The organism is Pseudomonas thivervalensis (genome assembly GCF_001269655.1).
In the GTDB taxonomy this organism is placed as follows: Bacteria; Pseudomonadota; Gammaproteobacteria; order Pseudomonadales; family Pseudomonadaceae; genus Aquipseudomonas; species Aquipseudomonas thivervalensis.
Window position 1 is genome coordinate 15,301 of sequence record NZ_LHVE01000007.1, and the last position, 19,061, is coordinate 34,361.

Below are 19,061 nucleotides of genomic sequence, written 5' to 3' on the forward strand. Positions count from 1 at the left end.
TCCTTTCAAGCGATACGCACAGTGCCGGCCAGATCGGCGGGCAGGGCGTCGACGGCGGCACGGGCGGTGCGGCGGTCGCTGTTCAATGGAATGTCGTAGGTAATGCGTGCGCCGTAGGCACCGGGGGCGTGGGGATCGGCGCGGACCTTGTCGAACACCAGCAGGCGCGTGCCGAGGCTGAAACCTTCGGACAGGTCATGGGTGACCATGAACACCGTCAGCCGGGTTTCGCGCCACAGCGCCAGCAACAAGGCATGCATGTCTTTGCGAATGCCCGGGTCGAGGGCGCCGAAGGGTTCGTCCAGCAGCAGGACGCGGGGCTTCATGATCAGCGCCTGGGCAATCGCCAGTCGCTGTTGCATGCCGCCCGACAGTTGCGCCGGGTACTTGTCCAGCGCATGGCCCAGGCCGACCTTGTCCAGCAGTTGTGCGGCGTCTTCGCGGGCCAGGCGTTTGGCGCTGCCGAACAGACGCCCCAGCAGCGGCGAGCGTGGCAACTCCAGGCCCAGGGCCACGTTGTCCAGCACCGTCAGGTGCGGGAACACCGAGTAGCGCTGGAACACCACGCCCCGGCTCGCGTCGGGTTCACCGGCCAACGGCTGGCCATCCAGCAGGATTTGTCCGCGACTGGCGCGTTCCTGGCCCAGCAGCAAGCGCAGGAAAGTCGACTTGCCGCAACCCGATGCGCCTACCAGGGTGCAGAACTCACCCTCGGCGACCCGCAGGTTCAACCGCTCCAGTACCACCTGGTCGGCATACTGTTGCCAGACGTTGTTCACCGTAATGAAGCTCATGCCTTCGCCCCCTCGTACCAAGGGAATGCTCGCTGGGTCAGGCGCTTGAGGCCCCAGTCCATCAGCCAGGCGAGCAGGGTGATCCACACCACGTACGGCAGGATCACGTCCATCGCCAAGTAGCGACGCACCAGGAAAATCCGATAACCCAACCCATCGGTGGAGGCGATGGCTTCGGCGGCGATCAAGAACAGCCAGGCCGATCCCAGCATCAGCCGCAAGGAAATCAACAGGCGCGGCAGCAATTGCGGCAACACCACCCGCAGCATCAGGGTCCAGGTCGAAGCGCCGAGGGTCTGGGCCTTGATCAGCAGCTCGGGTGGAATTTCCCGGGCGCGTTGTTCCAGGTCGCGGGCCAGGCACGGCGTGATGCCGATGACGATCAGCATCACTTTCGACAATTCCCCGAGGCCGAAAACGATGAAGAGGATCGGCAGAATCGCCAGTGGCGGCACCATCGACACCACGGTGAGCAACGGCGACAGCGGTGCGCCCAACAGCGGCAGCGTGCCGGCGGCGATGCCCAGGCACAGCCCGGCCAGGGCGCTGATGCCCAGGCCGATGGCCAACCGGCGCAGGCTCGACGCGGTGTCTTGCCAGAGCAGGTAGTCGCCGCTGCGAGCGTCAGCGGTGAAGGCCAGGCGTTTGACTGCATCGGCCATCTGCACGGCGCTGGGCAGCAGTTTGTCGTTGGGGTTGTCCGTCAACCGTTCGGCCGAGCCCATGAAGTAGGCGAACAACACCAGCGCGAATGGCAGGATCACCAGCAACAAGCGGCTGGGACGATCCGGGTAGCGGTTGATCAGGCGCATGCCAGGTCCTCCGGTTTACAGCTTGGCGTCGGCGGCCAGCTGTACGTAGGTCGGGTCGAAGCGCAGCTTGAGGTTGGCCTTGTCGCCGCGGGTCACGCCATTGGCGAACGCCATGCCGACCGCGTTCGTGTCCTTGGCGCCTTCGCCCAACAAGCCGTGCTGGAACGAGAACGCGGCCACCTTGCCCATGGTGGCGGGCAGTTGCTCGCTGGTGGCGAAACTCAGGGCTTCCTTGGGCGTGGCGAACAGCTTGGTGGTGTCCAGTTGCGCCTGGAAACCTTTGAGGTCAGTGCCCGAGGCTTTGGCCATGTGCTCCAGCGCGGCCTGGCTTGCGGCGTTCTTGGCGTTCATCAGTGCCACCACTTCGAACCAGGCGCCGGTCAACGCTTTGCCCAGGGCCGGGTTGTCCTTCAGGGTCTGGGTGTTGACCACCATCATGTCCATGATCTCGCCGGGCACCTGGCTGGAGTTGAACACTTCGCTCACGCCGGGCTGGGCCTTGATGTCCGAGAGCATCGGGTTCCAAGTGGTGACGGCCTTGACCTGGTCGGTGTTGAAGGCAGCGGAGATATCGGCATCGGAGGTGTTGACGACTTTCAGGTCTTTCTCGGCGAGGCCAACCGAATCCAGGGCCCGGGCGAGCAGGTAATGGGACACCGACAGTTCCACCAGATTGACGTCCATGCCCTTGAGGTCAGCGACTTTCTTGCCCTCACCCTTGAGGACGATGCCGTCGTTGCCGTTGGAAAAATCGCTGACGATCAGCGCGGTGCTGTCCACGCCGCCGGCGGCGGGAATGGTCAGGGCGTCCATGTTGGTCATGGTGCAGCCATCGAACTGACCGGCGGTGTACTGGTTGATGGATTCGACGTAATCGTTGAGCTGCACGACATCGATCTTGATGCCGTATTTTTTCGCCCATTTATCGACGATGCCTTGGCTGCCGGCGTATTCCCAGGGCATCCAGCCGGCGTAAATGGTCCAGCAGACGCTGAAGTGGTCTTTTTGTGCGGCGGCGGACGAGAGGCTCATGAGGGCCGAGAGCGCGGCGAGGAGCAGGGCGGACAGACGAAGCTTGAACATGGTGGTTCTCCAGTTGATCAAGGGCGGACAGGAGCAACGCGGCACCGCGAACGGTGGCTTGTCTCCCGGGCTTTTGTCCCGCCGTGTAACCTCAACTGGAGGTCGCCAACTCTCGGACCAGCCACTCGCCAGAAGCGAGCCGGAACCCTAGTCAGCCATTGCAAATTGTGGTGCCGCGAACCTGTGATGACTCCTGCACGGAGTTTGTTAAAGCGAGAGCCGTGCCAATTCGGGCAAAGGCCCGGGCCAGAGAGGGTAGGTGTGAGAAGAGGGGGAGTGAGCACGGATTTGTGCTTGCTTGTGGTGCTATCGCGCACCGGAAGAGGGCGACGAGCGACATGTTTCTAGTTGTTGCCATGGCGCACCAGATTCCGATTTCGCTGTCTGAGTTTGTGTCAGTCACACAACGTTGACTGCCGCCCATCAGCGTCGCTGATGTGGCCCATCCGCGGTCCAGGAGGCCGCCATGTATCGACGACTGCTGCTCATTGCGTTTCTCGGTTTGACTCTTTCGGCCTGCGTGCCTTATTACGACGGAGACTCGAGCTACTACCGTTCCGAGGTCTATACCTCACCGGCGCCGGCCTATTACAGCGGTGGCGGGAGTTACTATTCGGCACCGCGCGGCTATTACGCCCCGCGGTACTACCAACCGGCGCCGCGCTATTACTCGGCACCGCGCTATTACCAACAAGGCCCACGCTACTACTCGCCACCGCGAGCGGCGTACCGGTCTTATCCACACCGAGGGGGCTGGGACGGCCGCGATCGGGGTGGCTGGAACGACGACCGCCGTGGCCGGGGCGGACGTGACCGCGGGCACGATCATCGGGGACGCGGTGATCATGATGGACGGGGTAGCCATCGGTAATGGACAGACAGCAAAAAGCGGCGCATTGAGCGCCGCTTTTTTATGCCTGAAATAACCTTATGGGATCACCTTTGTGGGAGCGAGCTTGCTCGCGATGGCGTCGGGTCAGCCAGCATTGATGTGTCTGACATGTCGCTATCGCGAGCAAGCTCACTCCCACACAGGGATCTCTTTTCAGGCTCGTTTATTCGTTGGACAAATCCGCCAACGGATGCCGTCCTTCCCAGGCCTTGTGAAAATGCGCCTCGACCGCCGCTTCGGGCACATGGTTGATGTCCGGCCAATGCCAACGAGGCTTGTGATCCTTGTCGATCAGCCGCGCTCGCACGCCTTCGCTGAACTCCGGATGGCGGCAACAGTTGAGGCTCAAGGTGTATTCCATCCGGAACACACCGGCCAACGATAAATGCCGGGCTCGAGCGATCTGTTCCCAGACCAGATGAGCGGTCAATGGCGAGCCTTCGGTCATGGTCTTGGCGGCCCGAGCGATCAGCGGATCAGGGTGGTCCACCAGCAGGCTGAGGACTTTCCAGGCGCAGCGCACATCGCTGACATCCAACCACTCATCGATTTTCGACCGTCGCGGCAGCCATTGGGCTTCGGGCAGTTGGGTGATGGCCTCCTGCTGCAAGGCCTTGAGCAAACTGTTGAGCTGCATCTCGGTCTGCTCCTGCCAGTTGAGTTGCAGCAGGCCTTCGATCAGGTCGTCCTGTTGTTCGTCCAGCAGAAAACGGTCGGCCAGGCCCAGGTCGATGGCGTCCCGGGCATTCATGTGGGCGCCGGTCAGGCCGAGAAACAGCCCGAGTTTGCCGGGCAGGCGCGACAGGAACCAACTGGCGCCGACATCCGGGTACAGGCCGATGCTGATCTCCGGCATCGCCAGGCGGCTGCTGGGCGTGACTATGCGGGTACTGGCGCCTTGCAGCAGGCCCATGCCGCCACCCAGTACATAGCCGTGGCCCCAGCACAGCAAGGGTTTTGGGTAGGTGTGCAGGTTGAAGTCCAAGCGGTATTCCGCCGCGAAGAATTGTGCTGCCAGCGGTGGTACTTCGCCGGGATGAGCGCGGCAGGCCTCCACCAGGCTGCGCACTTCACCGCCGGCGCAGAAGGCCTTGGCGCCATTGCCGCGCAACAGCACACAAACGACCTGCGGTTCTCGGGCCCAGGCATCGAGGCGATCACGCAAGGCGTTGATCATGGGCAGGGACAGGGCGTTCAGGGATTTCTCGGCGTCCAGGGTGGCGATGCCGATACGGGCACCGTCGATGCCGGTGAGTTCTTCGAAGTGCAGATTCATCGTGACCTCGATCAGAAAATTGAATGTTCAGTATGACCGCTGCGTGGGAAAGTGCCGGTTCTGCGTCAGATCAATTGACAAGCCCTGTAGGCTTTCCTAGGGTGCGCCCATTGTTTTTACCGGATGCAACCATGACTGCTGACGACCGTATCAAACTCGAACCGAGCTGGAAGCAGGCACTGCGTGCCGAGTTCGACCAGCCCTACATGGCGGAGTTGCGTGAGTTTTTGCGCAGTGAATACGCCGCCGGCAAGGAAATTTATCCACCGGCATCGTTGATTTTCAATGCCCTCAATTCCACGCCGCTGGACAAGGTCAAAGTGGTGATTCTCGGACAGGATCCGTACCACGGTCCAGGCCAGGCCCATGGGTTGTGCTTCTCGGTGCAACCAGGCGTGCCGACACCGCCGTCGCTGGTGAACATCTACAAGGAATTGAAGCGTGATTTGAACATCGACATCCCGAATCACGGTTATCTGCAAAGCTGGGCCGACCAAGGCGTGTTGCTGCTTAACACGACCTTGACCGTGGAGCGCGCCAACGCCAATGCCCATGCCAAGAAAGGTTGGCAACACTTTACCGACCGGGTCATTGAGGTGGTCAGCGAACACCAGTCGAACCTGGTGTTCCTGCTGTGGGGCGCCCATGCCCAGAGCAAGCAGAAGCTGATCGACGCGACCAAGCATCTGGTGTTGACCTCGGTCCACCCGTCACCGCTGTCGGCCCACCGAGGCTTTATTGGTTGTGGCCATTTCAGCCGGACCAACAAGTTTCTCCAGCAGCATGGCGAGCAGCCGATCGAGTGGCGGTTGCCGCCGGTTTGAGCGGTTGGCCATGAAGGCCCGATCACGAGCAAGCTCGCTCCCACAGGGTTCCAGGCAACACAAGTCCCTGTGGGAGCGAGCTTGCTCGCGATGAAGGCAATTCGGTCTACAAGTCCGAACCCGGCCTGCTCGTCCAATACCTGAACAACGGCTCCGCCAGAAACAGCACGAACAACAACCGCATCACCTGCAACGCCGTCACCAACGGCACCGACAATTGCAGCGTCTCCGCCGTCAGGCTCATTTCCGCAATGCCGCCGGGCATCATGCCCAGGGTCAACGAACGCAGATCCAGATGGGTCAGGGTGCTCAGGCCCAAGGCCGCCAGGGTGGCGATCAGCATCGTCAACACTGTGCCAACCAATGTGCGGCCCATGAACGACGGTGCCCGACGAAAGAACTGCCGGTTGAAATGACAACCCAAGCCGCTGCCGATCAGCCACTGGCCGAGCTGGCTGGCGCCGTTGGGCAGGCCAATGTGCAGGTCCCAACCGATGCTCACCGCCGCGCTCACCAGCAACGGCCCGAACAACCAGGGATTGGGTTGGCGCAAGCGCTCCCAGACCCAGGCGAGCAGGGCGCCCGCCGGGAACAGGATTGCCAGCCACAGCCAGTCCACCGTCGTGGGGTGTTGCATTGGGGTGCCGTCGCCCAACAGGTACTTGAAGGCCGCCGGCACACACAGCACCACCACCAGCACCCGCAGGCTCTGGCCCGCCGCGACACGGCTGAGGTCCGCGCCGTTGCGGGCGCCAAGGTTGACCATTTCGCCGGAACCGCCCGGCATGCTCGAGAAGAACGCGGTGGCGCGGTCCTCGCCGGTGCGCCGCATCAGCCAGACACTCACCACGCTGGACACGCTGGTGATCAGCGCGCCGAAGAAGATCAGGCCGAAGTGGCTCAGGACCTGCTCCATCACCACGGGGGTGAAGTGCAGGCCGATGCCGATGCCCACCACCCATTGGCCGCATTTGCGGCCGCCGGGGATTTCCATCAGTTGCCACGGCGTGAGACAGCGCACCAGGATGATCGCCAGCAACGAGCCGACCATCCAGGGCAATGGCCAGCCGATCAGGCTGGCCAGGTAACCGCCGGCCAGACCGACCAGCGGTGTTCCCCACCATTGTCTGAAGGTTGTTGCCTTAGACATTGGCCAGGGCACGACGCTGGGCACTGCGACGACGCCAGATGCGCAGCAGGGGCAGGAACAACATGATCGCCGTCAGGATCCAGCAGCCGAAGGTGATCGGGCTCGACCAGAGAATTTCCAGCGCGCCGTTGGAGATCGACAGCGCACGCCGCAGGTTCTGCTCCATCAGCCCACCGAGGATGAAGCCCAGCAGGACCGGCGACAGCGGGAAATCCAGCTTGCGCAGGATGTAGCCGAAGATGCCGATGCCGATCATCAGGAACAGGTCGAACGTGGTGGCATGCACCGCGTAGACGCCGATCCCGGTGATGATCGCAATGACCGGCACCAGCGCCCAGTTCGGCACTGCCAGGATACGGGTGAAGATGCGGATCATCGGGATGTTGAGGATCACCAGCATGATGTTGGCGACGAACAACGAGGCGATCAGGCCCCAGACGATGTCCGGCTGTTGCTGGAACAGCAGGGGACCGGGGGTGATGTTGTACAGCGACAGCGCGCCGATCATCACCGCCGTGGTGCCCGAGCCGGGAACGCCGAGGGTCAGCATTGGCACCAGCGCACCGCAGGCCGCGCCGCCGATGGCGGTTTCCGGCGCCGCGAGGCCGCGCTTGTCGCCTTGGCCGAACGTGCCACTGGCGCCGGCCATGCGTTTTTCAGTCATGTAGGCCACGGCACTGGCCAGGGTCGCGCCCGCGCCAGGCAATACGCCCATGATGAAACCCAGCACGCCGCAGCGGATGTTCACCCAGAACACCGAGGCCGCTTCCTTGAGGTTGAACATCATCCGCCCGGTGGCTTCCACCGCTTCCTGGCCGCGATGGGTTTTCTCCAGCAGCAACAGGATTTCACTGATGGAGAACAAGCCCAGCACCAGCACGACGAACTGAATACCGTCGGTCAGGTGGATGTTGTCACCGGTGAAGCGATAGACGCCGCTGTTGGCGTCGATCCCGACACTGGACAGGAACAGGCCGATCAGCGCCGCGATGAAGGTCTTGAGCGGTCGGTCGCCGGCCATGCCGCCGAGGCAGACAATGGCGAACACCATCAGGACGAAGTATTCCGCCGGCCCGAACGCAATCGCCCATTTGGCCAGCAGCGGTGCGAACAACACCATGCCGCAGGTAGCGATGAGCGCACCGATGAACGAGCTCCACGCCGACAGCGACAACGCCACCCCGGCCAGACCTTGGCGAGCCATCGGGTAGCCGTCGAGGGTGGTCATCACGGTGGAGGCTTCACCGGGGATGTTAAGCAGGATCGAGCTGATGCGTCCGCCGTATTCGCACCCCAGGTACACCGCCGCCAGCAAGATCAGCGCCGATTCCGGCGGCAGCCCCAGTGCGAAGGCAATCGGGATCAGCAGCGCCACGCCGTTGATCGGGCCCAGGCCCGGCAGCAGGCCGACCACGGTGCCGATCAAGGTGCCGCTCAGGGCTGTGACGAGGTTGTAGGGGGTCAGTGCAACGCCAAAACCCTGGCCGAGATAATTCAGGGTATCCATATCAATTCTCCAGGACGTCGAGCAGGCCCAGGGGCAGCGGCACGTCCATCAGCTTGTCGAACAACAGATAAAGACCGATGGCCATCAGGCTGATGATCACCACGCTCGGTACCCAGCGACCGCCATACAGGCGCGCCATCGGCACACCGACCAGGATGCTGGCGACGATGAAGCCCAGGGGTTCGAAGGTCCCGGCGAAGACCAGCAGCAGCGCCACGCAGATGCCGATCTTCTGCAGGGTTTCGCGGTCCAGTTGCGGGTCGTCCTCGCTGTGCACCACGGGCGTAGGGCGAAACAGCATGTACAGCAGCGCCAGGCCCATCAGTCCCAGGATCAATAATGGAAAGGCGCGCGGGCCGACCGGTTCGTAGGAAAACGCGGCCTGATAGGGCCAGGCCATCAGCGCCAGGCCGATACAGACCAGCAGCAGCACCGCGGCAAAAATACGTTGGATGGTGAGCATGACTAACTCCTGGGCGGCGCCGACAGTACCGGCGCCGCCGCGAGAACAGGGAGGATTACTGGATCAGGCCGAACTCTTTGGCCAGCACCTTGTAATCAGCCACTTGCTTCTTCACGTAGGTGTCCAGTTCCGGGCCGGTCATGGCAAACGGGAACAGCTCGCGCTGATCGCGCAGCTTGGCGAACTCTTCGGAAGCCAGCAGCTTGTCGAAAGCGTCTTTCCACCAGGCGTAGTCTTCATCGCTGACTTTCGGCCCGAGGTAGAAGCCGCGAACCACCGGCCAGACGATGTTGTAGCCTTGTTCCACAGCGGTCGGAATGTCTTTCATTTCCGGCTCGTCGATGCGTTTCTCGGCAAACACGGCGAGCAGGCGCATGTCGCCGCTCTGGATGTGCGGCATGGAGTCGGAAATATCCGTACTGCCGACCTGGATGTGCCCACCGAGCAGCGCGGTGGCGATTTCGCCGCCGCCTTCGAGGGCCACGTAACGCAGGTCGCGAGGGTTGATACCGGCTGCCTTGGCGATAAGGGCCGTCTGCATCCAGTCCTGGCTACCCACGGTGCCGCCGGAGCCGATCACCACCGAACCTGGATCTTTCTTCAGGGCCTGTACCAGATCGTCGAGGGTCTTGTAGGGCGAATCGCTTTTCACGGCGATGGCGCCATAGCTGGTGCCCACGGCAGCGAGCCAGCGCACATTGGTTTCATCGAAGCGGCCGAATTTGCCTTGGGCCAGGTTCAGCAGCGAACCGCTGGACCAGGCCACCAGCGTGCCGGCATCGGCCGGACGCTGGGCGACCACGGCGTTGTAGGCCACCGCGCCGACACCGCCGGGCATGTAGGTGACGCGCATCGGTTTCGTCAGCAGCTTCTGGTTGACCAGCGCGCTTTGCGCCAGTTTGCACGTCAGGTCGAAACCGCCGCCAGGGGAAGCCGGGGCGATGCATTCGGGGCGCTTGGGCTCTTTGGATGGATCAGCGGCGAGCAATTGCCCGGCGAACATCAGGCATCCGGCTGCCAGGGCTACTTTACGCAGTGATAGGTTCATCATCGTCTCCACAGGAGTTGTTGTTGTGTGTTGCCAGTAGGGTGGCGCCGGACCCTCGTGGACCCGGCGACCGTCGGTTACCAGAGCGCGACGCTGTAGCTGACCAGCAGGCGCATTTCATCGGCATCGCGGGCCGAATAGTTGGAACGGTAGGTCGCGTTGCGCAGGCGTACGGCAACGTCCTTGAACGTGCCGCTTTGCACCACGTACTTGATCTCGCTGTTGCGTTCCCATTCCTTGCCGCTGTCACCGTTGCGCAGCGAAATGTTGTCGCCGCTTATGTAGCGACTCATGAAGCTCAGCCCCGGGATCCCCAGCTTGCCGAAGTCATAGTCGTAGCGTGCTTGCCAGGAACGCTCGTCGGCTTCGGCAAAGTCATTGATCTGTACGAAGTTGACCAGGTATGGGTCGCTGCCATCGACATAGGGGAAGGCACTGTCACCGGACATGTGCTGGTAACCGGCGCTGACCTTGTGGCCGTTCAAAGCGTAGCTCACCAGGCCATTGAGGGCCTTGTTGTCGATCTTGCCGCCGCGGGCTGCGCCCTGGTCATCACTGATCGCCAGGCGCAGGTCGGTGCCGAACGTACCGGGGCCGATGGCGTGGGAAGAGACCAGGCCGAAGAAGTGCTGGTTGTAGACTTCGCTGAGCTGGGCGAAGTGATAACGGCCGGTGATCTTGTCGGTGAACTTGTAGTCCAGGCCGCCGAAACTGAAATGCTCGCCGGCCACGCTGCCAGCAAAACGGCCGTTCTTGTTGTTGAGGGCAATGTCCTCGTAGTTGGTGTCGTCGCGATCCTTGGCGTTGTTCAAGCGCCCGCCGGTGAAGGTCAGGTTCTTGATTTCGTTGGAGGTCAACATGCCGCCTTCGAAGGTCTGCGGCAGGATGCGCCCGTCGTTGGGCTTGAGGATGGGGAGTTCTGGAATCAGGCTGCCGATTTTCAGCTCCGTAGCGGAGATCTTCACCTTGCCGGTCAGGCCCAGCTTGGAATATTCGTCAGCGGCGCGACCATCGTCGTGGGTGGGCAGCAGGCCGGTGCCGGTGCGGTCCGGGCTGGAGTCGAGCTTGACCCCAAGCATCCCCAATGCGTCGATACCGAACCCCACGGTGCCTTCGGTGTAGCCCGATTGCAGGTTGAGCATGAACCCCTGGGCCCATTCGTCACGCTTGGATTGCTGCGCGTTGGTGCCGTCGCGGAAGTCGCGGTTGAAATACATGTTGCGGGTTTCGAAGGTTGCCGTACTGTCTTCGATGAAGGCAGCCTGGCTCATCGGCGAAAAGCCGGCGAGGGCGGCGGCGCTGGCCAGGGCGGTCTTGTTGAAGCGGGAAAGGCGAGCAGGCGCTGGGGCCTGGGGCTGCATGGACAGCATGGTGGTACTCCGCTTTATTGTTCTTATTTGGCGAAAACGCTTCGAGGCGTTTTTCGTTCGCGATGTGCGTCGCGACGGACAGCCGAAACCGTCCGTGGGAGGACTCTAACGGCCCAACCTTTCGCTAACCTTTCAAAAGCTTTCAGTGTGTTTTTTGGCTTCACAGTGGCGGATGCGGCTGTAAACTCCGCGCCAAAGAATGGCGTCGGCCATCCCTGAATCGAGGAATAACCATGCGTGTCCTGCTCGTCGAAGACCATCTGCAGCTCGCCGAAAGCGTTGCCCAGGCGCTCAAGAGCACCGGTTTGACCGTGGATGTGTTGCATGATGGCGTTGCGGCCGACCTGGCCTTGAGCAGCGAGGAATACGCCGTGGCGGTCCTCGATGTCGGGCTGCCGCGCATGGACGGCTTCGAGGTGCTGGCGCGCCTGCGGGCCCGCGGCAAGACCTTGCCGGTGTTGATGTTGACCGCCCGCAGCGACGTCAAGGACCGCGTCCATGGCCTTAACCTGGGGGCCGACGATTACCTGGCCAAGCCATTCGAACTCACGGAGCTGGAGGCCCGGGTCAAGGCCCTGCTGCGCCGCAGCGTACTGGGCGGAGAACGCCAGCAGCGTTGTGGCGGGCTGGTCTATGACCTGGACACCCGCCGTTTTACCCTCGACGATGAATTGCTGACCCTGACCTCCCGCGAGCAAGCCGTGCTGGAAGCCTTGATCGCCCGGCCGGGGCGGGTCATGAGCAAGGAGCAACTGGCGGCCCAGGTGTTCGGCCTGGACGAAGAGGCCAGCCCCGACGCCATCGAAATCTATGTCCACCGCCTGCGCAAGAAACTCGACGGTCATGCGGTGGCGATCGTGACATTCCGCGGCTTGGGCTATCTGCTGGAAAACCGCAATGCATAAGCCCGACAGCCTGCGCTGGCGGCTGCTCAGGAACCTGGCGTTGCTGTTGGTGGTGCTGATGCTCGCCAGCGGTTTGAGCGCCTACTGGAACGGTCGCGAAGCGGCGGACACCGCCTACGATCGGACCCTGCTGGCTTCGGCCCGGACCATCGCCGCGGGCCTGTCCCAGCGCGACGGCAGCCTCAGCGCGGATGTGCCCTACGTGGCCCTGGACACCTTTGCCTACGACAGCGCCGGACGCATTTATTACCAGGTCAATGACATCGACAAAAAATTGATCTCCGGTTACGAAAACCTCCCTGGCCCGCCACCCGGGACGCCACGTACGGACGATTACCCTGCCCTGGCCCGTTTTTATAACGCCCAGTATCAAGGGCAGACCGTGCGGGTGGTGAGCCTGCTCAAGGCTGTGAGCGAGCCGAACATGAACGGCATGGCGGAAATTCGCGTGGCCGAGACTGAAGAGGCGCGGGTCAGCATGGCCCGGGGCCTGATGGCTGACACGCTGTTGCGCCTGGGCATGCTGGCTGTGGGCGCGCTGCTGTTGGTGTGGTTTGCCGTCAGCGCGGCGTTGCGTCCGCTGGAGCGCTTGCGCACGGCGGTGGAAGAGCGCCAGCCGGACGATCTGCGGCCGTTGCCCCTGGTGGAAGTGCAACACGAATTATGGCCGCTGGTGCGGGCCCTCAACCATTTTACCGAGCGTCTGCGCGGGCAGTTCGAGCGCCAGGCGCAGTTCATCGCCGATGCCGCCCATGAACTGCGCACGCCCTTGGCCGCGCTCAAGGCGCGCCTGGAGCTGGGCTTGCGCGCCAGCGAGCCGACGACCTGGCGTGAAACCCTGGAAACCGCAGCTCAGGGGACCGATCGATTGACTCACCTGGCCAACCAGTTGCTGTCCCTGGCGCGGGTGGAAAACGGCGCCCGGGCCATTGCCGAAGGCGGCGCGCAGTTGCTCGATCTCAGCCAGTTGGCCCGTGAACTGGGCATGGCCATGGCCCCGCTGGCCCATGCCCGAGGGGTGGCGCTGGCGCTGGAAGCCGACGAACCGGTCTGGCTGCGGGGCGAGCCGACCCTCTTGAACGAGCTGTTGAGCAATCTGGTGGACAACGCCCTGGCTCATACCCCATCGGGTGGCAATGTGATTCTGCGGGTTTCAGCACCGGCGGTGCTGGAAGTCGAGGACGACGGGCCCGGGATTCCGCTGCACGAACGGGACCGGGTGTTCGAGCGGTTCTATCGACGCAACCAGCAAGTGGCCGGTTCGGGGCTCGGGTTGGCGATCGTCGGCGAAATCTGCCGCGCGCATCTGGCGCAGATCACCTTGCACGATGGGCTGGAGCGTGGATTGAAGGTGCGGGTGAGTTTTATTCCCGGAGAGACCTGACGATGCAAAACCCTGTGGCGAGGGAGCTTGCTCCCGCTGGGATGCGAAGCAGCCCTAAGCTTTGCGGTCGCTGCGCGACCGAGCGGGAGCAAGCTCCCTCGCCACAAAAGCGTCTCCTGACCACAAAAGAGCGGCATGGCCAGAGAGACCTTCATGGCTTCAGATGTCTAATAGAACATCGACCGCGCTTCGTCGATATCCGCGCAGCGGGCCTTGTTCTCCGGGTCAATGCCCAGTTTCTTGAAGGCCGGGACGCCGAATACGTCAATCCTGGCCAGGGGATGGTCGGTGTCCTTGTAGCAATACAGCGCGGCGACCTGCACCAGGTCGACATAATCGATTTGCTTGGAGTCCCGGCTGAAATCCAGGTACAACCCCGGCAGCTTCACCAACCGCTCCGGGAACTCCCAGACGCTGAGTAATTTATCCCCCAGCACCGGATGAATTGTTTCGATGACGTGGTTGAGGCTGACCGGGTCCGACAGCAGTTCGTTATTGTCCTGGGCATACGTAAGGATCGGCAGCACGCCGATCTGGTGCACCAGCCCACCCAACGCGGCCTGGTCGGGCTTGAGTTGGGTGTAGCCGCGACACAGTGCATAGCTGACGCCGGCGATCTCCAGGCTCTTGCGCCAGACTTCGCGCATCTTCAGTTCCACCACCTCGGAGCGGGCATGGAAAATCTGCTCCATGACCAAGCCGATGGCCAGGTTGCTGCTGTAGTTGACGCCCAGTCGCGTGATGGCCGTGTGCAGGTCAGTGACTTCCTGGGTGGCGCGCAGCAAAGGGCTGTTGACCACTTTTATCAGGCGCGCCGAGAGCGCCGTATCGCGGCCGATCACTTTGCTCAGGTTGCTGACGCTGATTTCCGGGTCTTCGGCGGCCCGGCGAATCTGCAGGGCCACTTCCGGTAATGTTGGCAGAACCAAGTCATCGTTATCGATGGCCTGCACCAAATCCCGTTGGACCTTATCCGCCAAATCGCTCATTTCGGTTCTCTAGGGTATTGCGACAAATGCTGCGATCAGCGCTGGATTTCGCGGTCGCGGTCCAGTTCGTAAGGCAGGTCCAACAATTGAAGACGAGGGCCTTCCAAGGCACCCAGGTGCAGATTGTCGTCTTCTGCTGCTTCGGCCTGCAATACCGCCAGCAGTTCAATGTTTCCCTCGCCGCGAGCGGCAATCACCACTTCGCCGATGGAGCTGCCATGCGTGGGGGAGAACAGCGCCGTGCCGGGTTCCGGCAGCTCGCTGGCGTCCAGTTGCAGGCGATACAGGCGCCGCTTGAGCTTGCCCAGGTATTGCATGCGGGCGACGATCTCCTGGCCGGTGTAGCAACCTTTCTTGAAACTGACGCCGCCGACGGCTTGCAGGTTGAGCATCTGTGGGATGAACAGTTCGCGGGTGGTTGGCATGACCTGGCCGATCCCGGCGCGAACCTGGCCCAGCAGCCAGGGGTTCAGGTCCGCCTCGGCCAGTTCGGCGCCCAGGCGGGCCTGCAGCGCCTGTGCCTGTTCGGCGGGGGCCCACAATTCGGCGCGTCCGGGCGAGACACGGATGGCGATCAAGGTTTCATGGCGCGCCACGCTGTCGGTGTCGCCCGGCAGTTCGAGGCCCAGGCCAATCAGCGTCTTGTCGGCGTTTTCCAGGCCGAAGCGAACCCAGGCGGCGCTTTCATCGGTGAGCTTGGATTTGGAGAACACCGCATATTTTTTCAGATCCGCCAGTTGCGGTTCGAGCAGTTCGGTGGCCATGGCCATCAACACACCATCGCCTTCGAGCAGAATGCGGAAACTCGATTGCATCCGGCCTTTCTGCGTGCAGCGGGCGCCGAGGCTGGCCCGGTTGTCGCTCAGGTAGTCGAGGTTGCAGGTCAATTGGCCTTGCAGGAATTTGCTGGCATCCACGCCGCGGACCGCGAGGACGCCTTCGTGGGACAGGGTGCAGAAAAAAGCGGAATCAGCCATGGGTCATCGCAGGGTAAAAAGTCTGGTAGACATCATAAGGGGACGCCCTTGAAATGGGTAGTTCACAAAGGATCGATGGTGCCCGACCAAAGCTGTCTGTTCCGCTGCGGCGGGGTCTGTATACTTGCGCTCTATTTGAGGAGCGCTCCATGGTCGAAGATGTTGAACTGAATCGCCTCTACTGGCACAGCCGCCGCGGCATGCTTGAGCTGGACGTGTTGCTGGTGCCGTTCGTGAAAGAGGTGTATCCCCATCTCAATGAAGTGGACCGTGCATGCTACGTCCGCCTGCTCGAATGCGAAGACCAGGACATGTTCGGCTGGTTCATGGAACGCAGCGAATCCGAAGACCCTGAGTTGCAGCGCATGGTCCGGATGATCCTGGACCGTGTCCAACCCAAGTAATCGCTTCGAATGCCACTGGCAGGCCTCCGGGCAATTGCTGGGGGCCTATTTGCTGGCCCAGTTTCTGGCCCTGGGTTCGTTGTTTGTGCTGTCCGTCCCGTCCTGGTCCGCAGCGCTCGGTGTCGTATCGTGCCTGGCCCATGGCGCGTGGGTGATTCCCCGGCATATAAGGCTGACCCATCGCCAGGCCTTCAGCAGGTTGCGTCGCAATGCCGCGGGCTGGCAGCTCTGGAGCAGGGCCGATGGCTGGCGGGCGGTGCAGCTGCGCCCTGATAGCCTGGCGCTGCCGATGATCATCGTGCTGCGTTTTCGCCTGCAGGGCGAGCGGCGGGTCCGCTCGCTGTGCGTACCGCGCGACGCGCTGGCGCCGGATATTCATCGGCGCCTGCGGGTGCGGCTCAGGTTCAGCCGGCGTAGGTGGGCGGCACCAGGATAGTGTCCAGCGCCTCGGGCAGCAGGTTCGGGTAGTCGAGGGTGTAATGCAGCCCCCGGCTTTCCTTGCGCTCCATGGCCGAGCGAATCATCAGTTCGGCCACCTGGGCCAGGTTGCGCAGTTCGATCAGGTCGCGACTGACTTTGTAGTTGCTGTAGAACTCGTCAATTTCATCCAGCAACAAGCGCACCCGATGCTGTGCCCGTTGCAGGCGCTTGTTGGTGCGCACGATGCCGACGTAATCCCACATGAAACGCCGCAGTTCGTCCCAGTTGTGCGCAATGATCACGTCTTCGTCCGAGTCGGTGACCTGGCTGGCGTCCCAGGAGGGCAGGGCCGCCGGGATGGCGATCTGCGGCAATTGCTCGAGAATGTCTGCCGCCGCCGAGCGGGCGTAGACGAAACACTCCAGCAGCGAGTTGCTGGCCATGCGATTGGCACCGTGCAGGCCGGTGAAGCTGGTTTCGCCGATGGCATACAGGCCCGGCACATCGGTGCGGCCCCGTTGGTCGACCATCACGCCACCGCAGGTGTAATGCGCCGCCGGCACCACCGGGATCGGTTGCTGGGTGATGTCGATGGAGAATTCCAGGCAGCGCTCGTACACCGTCGGGAAGTGGCTCTTGATGAACGCTTCGGGCTTGTGGCTGATGTCCAGGTAAACGCAATCGATACCCAGACGCTTCATTTCATGGTCGATGGCCCGTGCGACGATGTCACGTGGTGCCAGTTCGGCGCGTGGATCGAAGCGTTGCATGAAGCGCTCGCCGTTGGGGAGCTTCAGGTGGGCACCTTCGCCACGCAGGGCTTCGGTCACCAGGAAGCTCTTGGCTTGTGGGTGATAGAGGCAGGTGGGGTGGAACTGGTTGAACTCCAGGTTCGCCACCCGGCAACCCGAACGCCAGGCCATGGCGATACCGTCGCCGCAGGCGCCGTCGGGGTTGCTGGTATAAAGGTAGACTTTCGCTGCGCCACCGGACGCCAGGATGACGAAGCGCGCGCCGTAGGTGTCGACTTCGCCGGTGCCGCGATTGAGCACGTAAGCGCCGAGGCAGCGATCGCCGCCCAGGCCCAGGCGTTTTTCGGTGATCAGGTCGACCGCGACGCGCTGTTCCAGCAATTCGATGTTCGGCCGTTGTTGCGCTTGGGCGAGCAGGGTCTTGAAAATCGCTGCGCCAGTGGCGTCTGCCGCATGGATGATGCGCCGATGGCTGTGGCCGCCTTCGCGGGTCAGGTGGAACTCGAAACCACCGTCTTCGGTGCCCGATTGTTCGTCACGGGTAAACGGTACGCCCTGGTCGATCAGCCACTGGATGGCTTCCCGGCTGTGCTCGACGGTGAAACGCACCGCTTGCGGATCGCAAAGGCCACCGCCGGCGTTGAGGGTGTCGTCGACATGGGATTCAATGGTGTCGGTATCGTCCAGCACGGCTGCGACGCCGCCCTGGGCCCAAAAGGTCGAACCGTTGGCCAGGTCGCCCTTGCTCAGTACGGCGATGCGCAAATGCGCAGGCAAGGTCAGGGCCAGACTCAATCCGGCGGCTCCGCTGCCGATTACCAGAACATCGTGTTGAAACTGTTGGCTCATTCGAATGGTTTCCGCTCAAGGCGACCCGGGTCGGGGTTGGCGCCAGACGCCGCTTAAACGGGGCTGGCAGCCACGCAGCCCACTAGTATATAGAGGGGGGGACCGGCACAATAGCCGGGCGTTCATGGCAATGTGAAACCAGCGTGACAGAAAAGCGACACGCTTCGTCGGATCATCCGTTTGGCTCTGGGTCGACAAAGGCGGCTGTTTCGAGGACAGAACGCTGTTTATCACGTCATGGTCGTCCATTATTCTATTTGCAGCGCTATAAATAGCGGGAACTTTTGCCAAGCGCCTACGTTCAATAGACGGTTGTCTGCAAAAGGGAGCAGCGTCGGGTTGATGCAAGATTTCCATTGGAGTCTCTGCCAACAGGCCCGGCGACAGATTATTCGCGCAGCCGGGGAATCTCCTGCTGCGTTTTTCGTGCGTGCCGAGATCAGAGCGCGCCGGAAACTTGCTTGGAAGGGGGAGAACTTTTGCGAAAAGCCCGAGTCTATGTTTGCAAGCCCGGACAATTAGTAATGCAAGCCTCCTTCGAGCTTATCGAGGAGTGTTCATGCTAACCCAGGAAGAGGATCAGCAGCTGGTCGAGCGCGTCCAACGCGGCGACAAGCGAGCTTTCGATCTGCTAGTGCTGAAATACCAGCACAAAATTCTCGGGTTGATCGTGCGTTTCGTGCACGACACCCATGAAGCGCAGGATGTCGCTCAGGAAGCCTTCATCAAGGCCTACCGCGCACTTGGTAATTTCCGCGGGGACAGCGCGTTTTATACGTGGCTTTACCGCATCGCCATCAACACGGCGAAAAACTATCTGGTTTCACGCGGCCGCCGGCCGCCGGATAGCGATGTGAGTTCCGAAGATGCCGAGTTCTACGATGGCGATCATGGCCTCAAGGATCTCGAATCACCGGAACGTGCGTTGCTGCGGGATGAGATCGAAGGCACTGTCCATCGGACCATCCAGCAACTGCCTGAAGATTTGCGTACGGCGTTAACTTTACGTGAGTTCGACGGTCTGAGTTACGAAGACATTGCGAGCGTCATGCAATGTCCTGTGGGCACCGTGCGCTCCCGGATTTTCCGCGCTCGGGAGGCCATCGATAAAGCCCTGCAACCGTTGTTGCAGGAAAACTAGAGACAGCGGCGACAGCCAAGA

General features: G+C 62.1%; 19 protein-coding genes and 1 riboswitch. Of the genes, 7 read left to right on the forward strand and 12 right to left on the reverse strand.

Annotated features, from left to right (window positions below; all coding sequences use genetic code 11):
- Window positions 1-5: 5 nt before the first annotated feature.
- From AD659_RS07930 to AD659_RS07940, 3 genes are read right to left on the reverse strand one after another with little or no spacing between them, the layout of a single operon-like run.
- On the reverse strand, window positions 6-794 hold the full coding sequence (locus AD659_RS07930; RefSeq protein WP_053120014.1) for an ABC transporter ATP-binding protein: 789 nt from the start codon (window positions 792-794) through the stop codon (window positions 6-8).
- Window positions 791-1,606, reverse strand: coding sequence for an ABC transporter permease (locus AD659_RS07935; protein WP_053120016.1), 816 nt, complete (start codon window positions 1,604-1,606; stop codon window positions 791-793). The genes AD659_RS07930 and AD659_RS07935 overlap by 4 nt, the downstream gene beginning before the upstream one ends.
- 15 nt (window positions 1,607-1,621) lie before the next feature.
- Window positions 1,622-2,689, reverse strand: a complete 1,068-nt coding sequence (locus tag AD659_RS07940) for a putative urea ABC transporter substrate-binding protein (protein WP_053120018.1) — start codon at window positions 2,687-2,689, stop codon at window positions 1,622-1,624.
- 60 nt (window positions 2,690-2,749) lie between these two features.
- A riboswitch (guanidine-I (ykkC/yxkD leader) is annotated at window positions 2,750-2,851 on the reverse strand.
- A gap of 304 nt (window positions 2,852-3,155) precedes the next feature.
- Here AD659_RS07940 and AD659_RS29100 point away from each other — a divergent pair.
- A complete protein-coding gene (locus tag AD659_RS29100; RefSeq protein ID WP_082341875.1) occupies window positions 3,156-3,560 on the forward strand; it encodes a hypothetical protein in 405 nt (134 codons plus the stop codon).
- Window positions 3,561-3,744: 184 nt separating this feature from the next.
- Here the strand turns inward: AD659_RS29100 and AD659_RS07945 are convergent, their stop codons facing one another.
- Window positions 3,745-4,857: an enoyl-CoA hydratase/isomerase family protein gene (locus tag AD659_RS07945; RefSeq protein WP_053120020.1), complete on the reverse strand. Its 1,113-nt coding sequence runs from the start codon at window positions 4,855-4,857 to the stop codon at window positions 3,745-3,747.
- 131 nt (window positions 4,858-4,988) lie between these two features.
- On the opposite strand from AD659_RS07945, the gene ung reads away from it, so the two are divergent.
- The gene (ung, locus tag AD659_RS07950; protein WP_053120022.1) at window positions 4,989-5,681 is read left to right on the forward strand and encodes a uracil-DNA glycosylase; all 693 of its coding nucleotides are present in this window, start codon (window positions 4,989-4,991) and stop codon (window positions 5,679-5,681) included.
- Between the two features lie 106 nt (window positions 5,682-5,787).
- On the opposite strand, the gene AD659_RS07955 is transcribed toward ung, so the two are convergent.
- The 5 genes from AD659_RS07955 to AD659_RS07975 form a co-directional block, all read right to left on the reverse strand.
- Window positions 5,788-6,831 carry an AbrB family transcriptional regulator gene (locus AD659_RS07955; protein WP_053120024.1) on the reverse strand — a complete coding sequence of 348 codons (1,044 nt, stop codon included), beginning with the start codon at window positions 6,829-6,831 and terminating at the stop codon, window positions 5,788-5,790.
- The gene (locus AD659_RS07960; protein WP_053120026.1) at window positions 6,824-8,338 is read right to left on the reverse strand and encodes a tripartite tricarboxylate transporter permease; all 1,515 of its coding nucleotides are present in this window, start codon (window positions 8,336-8,338) and stop codon (window positions 6,824-6,826) included. Before AD659_RS07960 ends, AD659_RS07955 begins: the two co-directional genes overlap by 8 nt.
- 1 nt (window position 8,339) lies before the next feature.
- A complete protein-coding gene (locus AD659_RS07965; protein ID WP_053120028.1) occupies window positions 8,340-8,801 on the reverse strand; it encodes a tripartite tricarboxylate transporter TctB family protein in 462 nt (153 codons plus the stop codon).
- A 55-nt stretch (window positions 8,802-8,856) separates the two neighbouring features.
- Window positions 8,857-9,849 (reverse strand): Bug family tripartite tricarboxylate transporter substrate binding protein, encoded by a 993-nt coding sequence (locus tag AD659_RS07970; protein ID WP_053120030.1) that lies wholly within the window; start codon window positions 9,847-9,849, stop codon window positions 8,857-8,859.
- Window positions 9,850-9,926: 77 nt separating this feature from the next.
- On the reverse strand, window positions 9,927-11,219 hold the full coding sequence (locus AD659_RS07975) for an OprD family porin (protein WP_053120032.1): 1,293 nt from the start codon (window positions 11,217-11,219) through the stop codon (window positions 9,927-9,929).
- Window positions 11,220-11,452: 233 nt separating this feature from the next.
- Here AD659_RS07975 and AD659_RS07980 point away from each other — a divergent pair, with 233 nt between their 5' ends.
- Together AD659_RS07980 and AD659_RS07985 are read left to right on the forward strand one after the other, a co-directional pair.
- Window positions 11,453-12,124, forward strand: coding sequence for a response regulator (locus AD659_RS07980; RefSeq protein WP_003198779.1), 672 nt, complete (start codon window positions 11,453-11,455; stop codon window positions 12,122-12,124).
- Window positions 12,117-13,508, forward strand: a complete 1,392-nt coding sequence (locus tag AD659_RS07985; RefSeq protein WP_053120034.1) for a sensor histidine kinase — start codon at window positions 12,117-12,119, stop codon at window positions 13,506-13,508. The genes AD659_RS07980 and AD659_RS07985 overlap by 8 nt, the downstream gene beginning before the upstream one ends.
- A 167-nt stretch (window positions 13,509-13,675) precedes the next feature.
- On the opposite strand, the gene AD659_RS07990 is transcribed toward AD659_RS07985, so the two are convergent.
- Both AD659_RS07990 and ygfZ read right to left on the reverse strand, forming a co-directional pair.
- Window positions 13,676-14,497 carry an HDOD domain-containing protein gene (locus AD659_RS07990; RefSeq protein ID WP_053120036.1) on the reverse strand — a complete coding sequence of 274 codons (822 nt, stop codon included), beginning with the start codon at window positions 14,495-14,497 and terminating at the stop codon, window positions 13,676-13,678.
- Window positions 14,498-14,532: 35 nt separating this feature from the next.
- Entirely contained in the window at window positions 14,533-15,474 is a 942-nt protein-coding gene (gene ygfZ / locus AD659_RS07995) for a CAF17-like 4Fe-4S cluster assembly/insertion protein YgfZ (protein ID WP_053120038.1), read from the reverse strand.
- A 149-nt stretch (window positions 15,475-15,623) separates the two neighbouring features.
- Here ygfZ and AD659_RS08000 point away from each other — a divergent pair, with 149 nt between their 5' ends.
- On the forward strand, window positions 15,624-15,878 hold the full coding sequence (locus tag AD659_RS08000) for an FAD assembly factor SdhE (protein ID WP_003184348.1): 255 nt from the start codon (window positions 15,624-15,626) through the stop codon (window positions 15,876-15,878).
- A complete protein-coding gene (locus tag AD659_RS08005; protein WP_053120041.1) occupies window positions 15,862-16,314 on the forward strand; it encodes a protein YgfX in 453 nt (150 codons plus the stop codon). The genes AD659_RS08000 and AD659_RS08005 overlap by 17 nt, the downstream gene beginning before the upstream one ends.
- Here the strand turns inward: AD659_RS08005 and nadB are convergent.
- Entirely contained in the window at window positions 16,283-17,899 is a 1,617-nt protein-coding gene (gene nadB, locus AD659_RS08010) for an L-aspartate oxidase (RefSeq protein WP_053120043.1), read from the reverse strand. The two genes, AD659_RS08005 and nadB, sit on opposite strands and share 32 nt — an antisense overlap.
- A gap of 559 nt (window positions 17,900-18,458) precedes the next feature.
- On the opposite strand from nadB, the gene rpoE reads away from it, so the two are divergent.
- Entirely contained in the window at window positions 18,459-19,040 is a 582-nt protein-coding gene (rpoE, locus tag AD659_RS08015; protein WP_003172477.1) for an RNA polymerase sigma factor RpoE/AlgU, read from the forward strand.
- Window positions 19,041-19,061 lie beyond the last annotated feature (21 nt).

Bases quoted from the DNA above. Each gene is read 5' to 3' on its own strand.
- AD659_RS07930 (WP_053120014.1), bottom strand. From the start codon at position 794: ATGAGCTTCATTACGGTGAACAACGTCTGGCAACAGTATGCCGACCAG.
- AD659_RS07935 (WP_053120016.1), bottom strand. From the start codon at position 1,606: ATGCGCCTGATCAACCGCTACCCGGATCGTCCCAGCCGCTTGTTGCTG.
- AD659_RS07940 (WP_053120018.1), bottom strand. From the start codon at position 2,689: ATGTTCAAGCTTCGTCTGTCCGCCCTGCTCCTCGCCGCGCTCTCGGCC.
- AD659_RS29100 (WP_082341875.1), top strand. From the start codon at position 3,156: ATGTATCGACGACTGCTGCTCATTGCGTTTCTCGGTTTGACTCTTTCG.
- AD659_RS07945 (WP_053120020.1), bottom strand. From the start codon at position 4,857: ATGAATCTGCACTTCGAAGAACTCACCGGCATCGACGGTGCCCGTATC.
- ung (WP_053120022.1), top strand. From the start codon at position 4,989: ATGACTGCTGACGACCGTATCAAACTCGAACCGAGCTGGAAGCAGGCA.
- AD659_RS07955 (WP_053120024.1), bottom strand. From the start codon at position 6,831: ATGTCTAAGGCAACAACCTTCAGACAATGGTGGGGAACACCGCTGGTC.
- AD659_RS07960 (WP_053120026.1), bottom strand. From the start codon at position 8,338: ATGGATACCCTGAATTATCTCGGCCAGGGTTTTGGCGTTGCACTGACC.
- AD659_RS07965 (WP_053120028.1), bottom strand. From the start codon at position 8,801: ATGCTCACCATCCAACGTATTTTTGCCGCGGTGCTGCTGCTGGTCTGT.
- AD659_RS07970 (WP_053120030.1), bottom strand. From the start codon at position 9,849: ATGAACCTATCACTGCGTAAAGTAGCCCTGGCAGCCGGATGCCTGATG.
- AD659_RS07975 (WP_053120032.1), bottom strand. From the start codon at position 11,219: ATGCTGTCCATGCAGCCCCAGGCCCCAGCGCCTGCTCGCCTTTCCCGC.
- AD659_RS07980 (WP_003198779.1), top strand. From the start codon at position 11,453: ATGCGTGTCCTGCTCGTCGAAGACCATCTGCAGCTCGCCGAAAGCGTT.
- AD659_RS07985 (WP_053120034.1), top strand. From the start codon at position 12,117: ATGCATAAGCCCGACAGCCTGCGCTGGCGGCTGCTCAGGAACCTGGCG.
- AD659_RS07990 (WP_053120036.1), bottom strand. From the start codon at position 14,497: ATGAGCGATTTGGCGGATAAGGTCCAACGGGATTTGGTGCAGGCCATC.
- ygfZ (WP_053120038.1), bottom strand. From the start codon at position 15,474: ATGGCTGATTCCGCTTTTTTCTGCACCCTGTCCCACGAAGGCGTCCTC.
- AD659_RS08000 (WP_003184348.1), top strand. From the start codon at position 15,624: ATGGTCGAAGATGTTGAACTGAATCGCCTCTACTGGCACAGCCGCCGC.
- nadB (WP_053120043.1), bottom strand. From the start codon at position 17,899: ATGAGCCAACAGTTTCAACACGATGTTCTGGTAATCGGCAGCGGAGCC.
- rpoE (WP_003172477.1), top strand. From the start codon at position 18,459: ATGCTAACCCAGGAAGAGGATCAGCAGCTGGTCGAGCGCGTCCAACGC.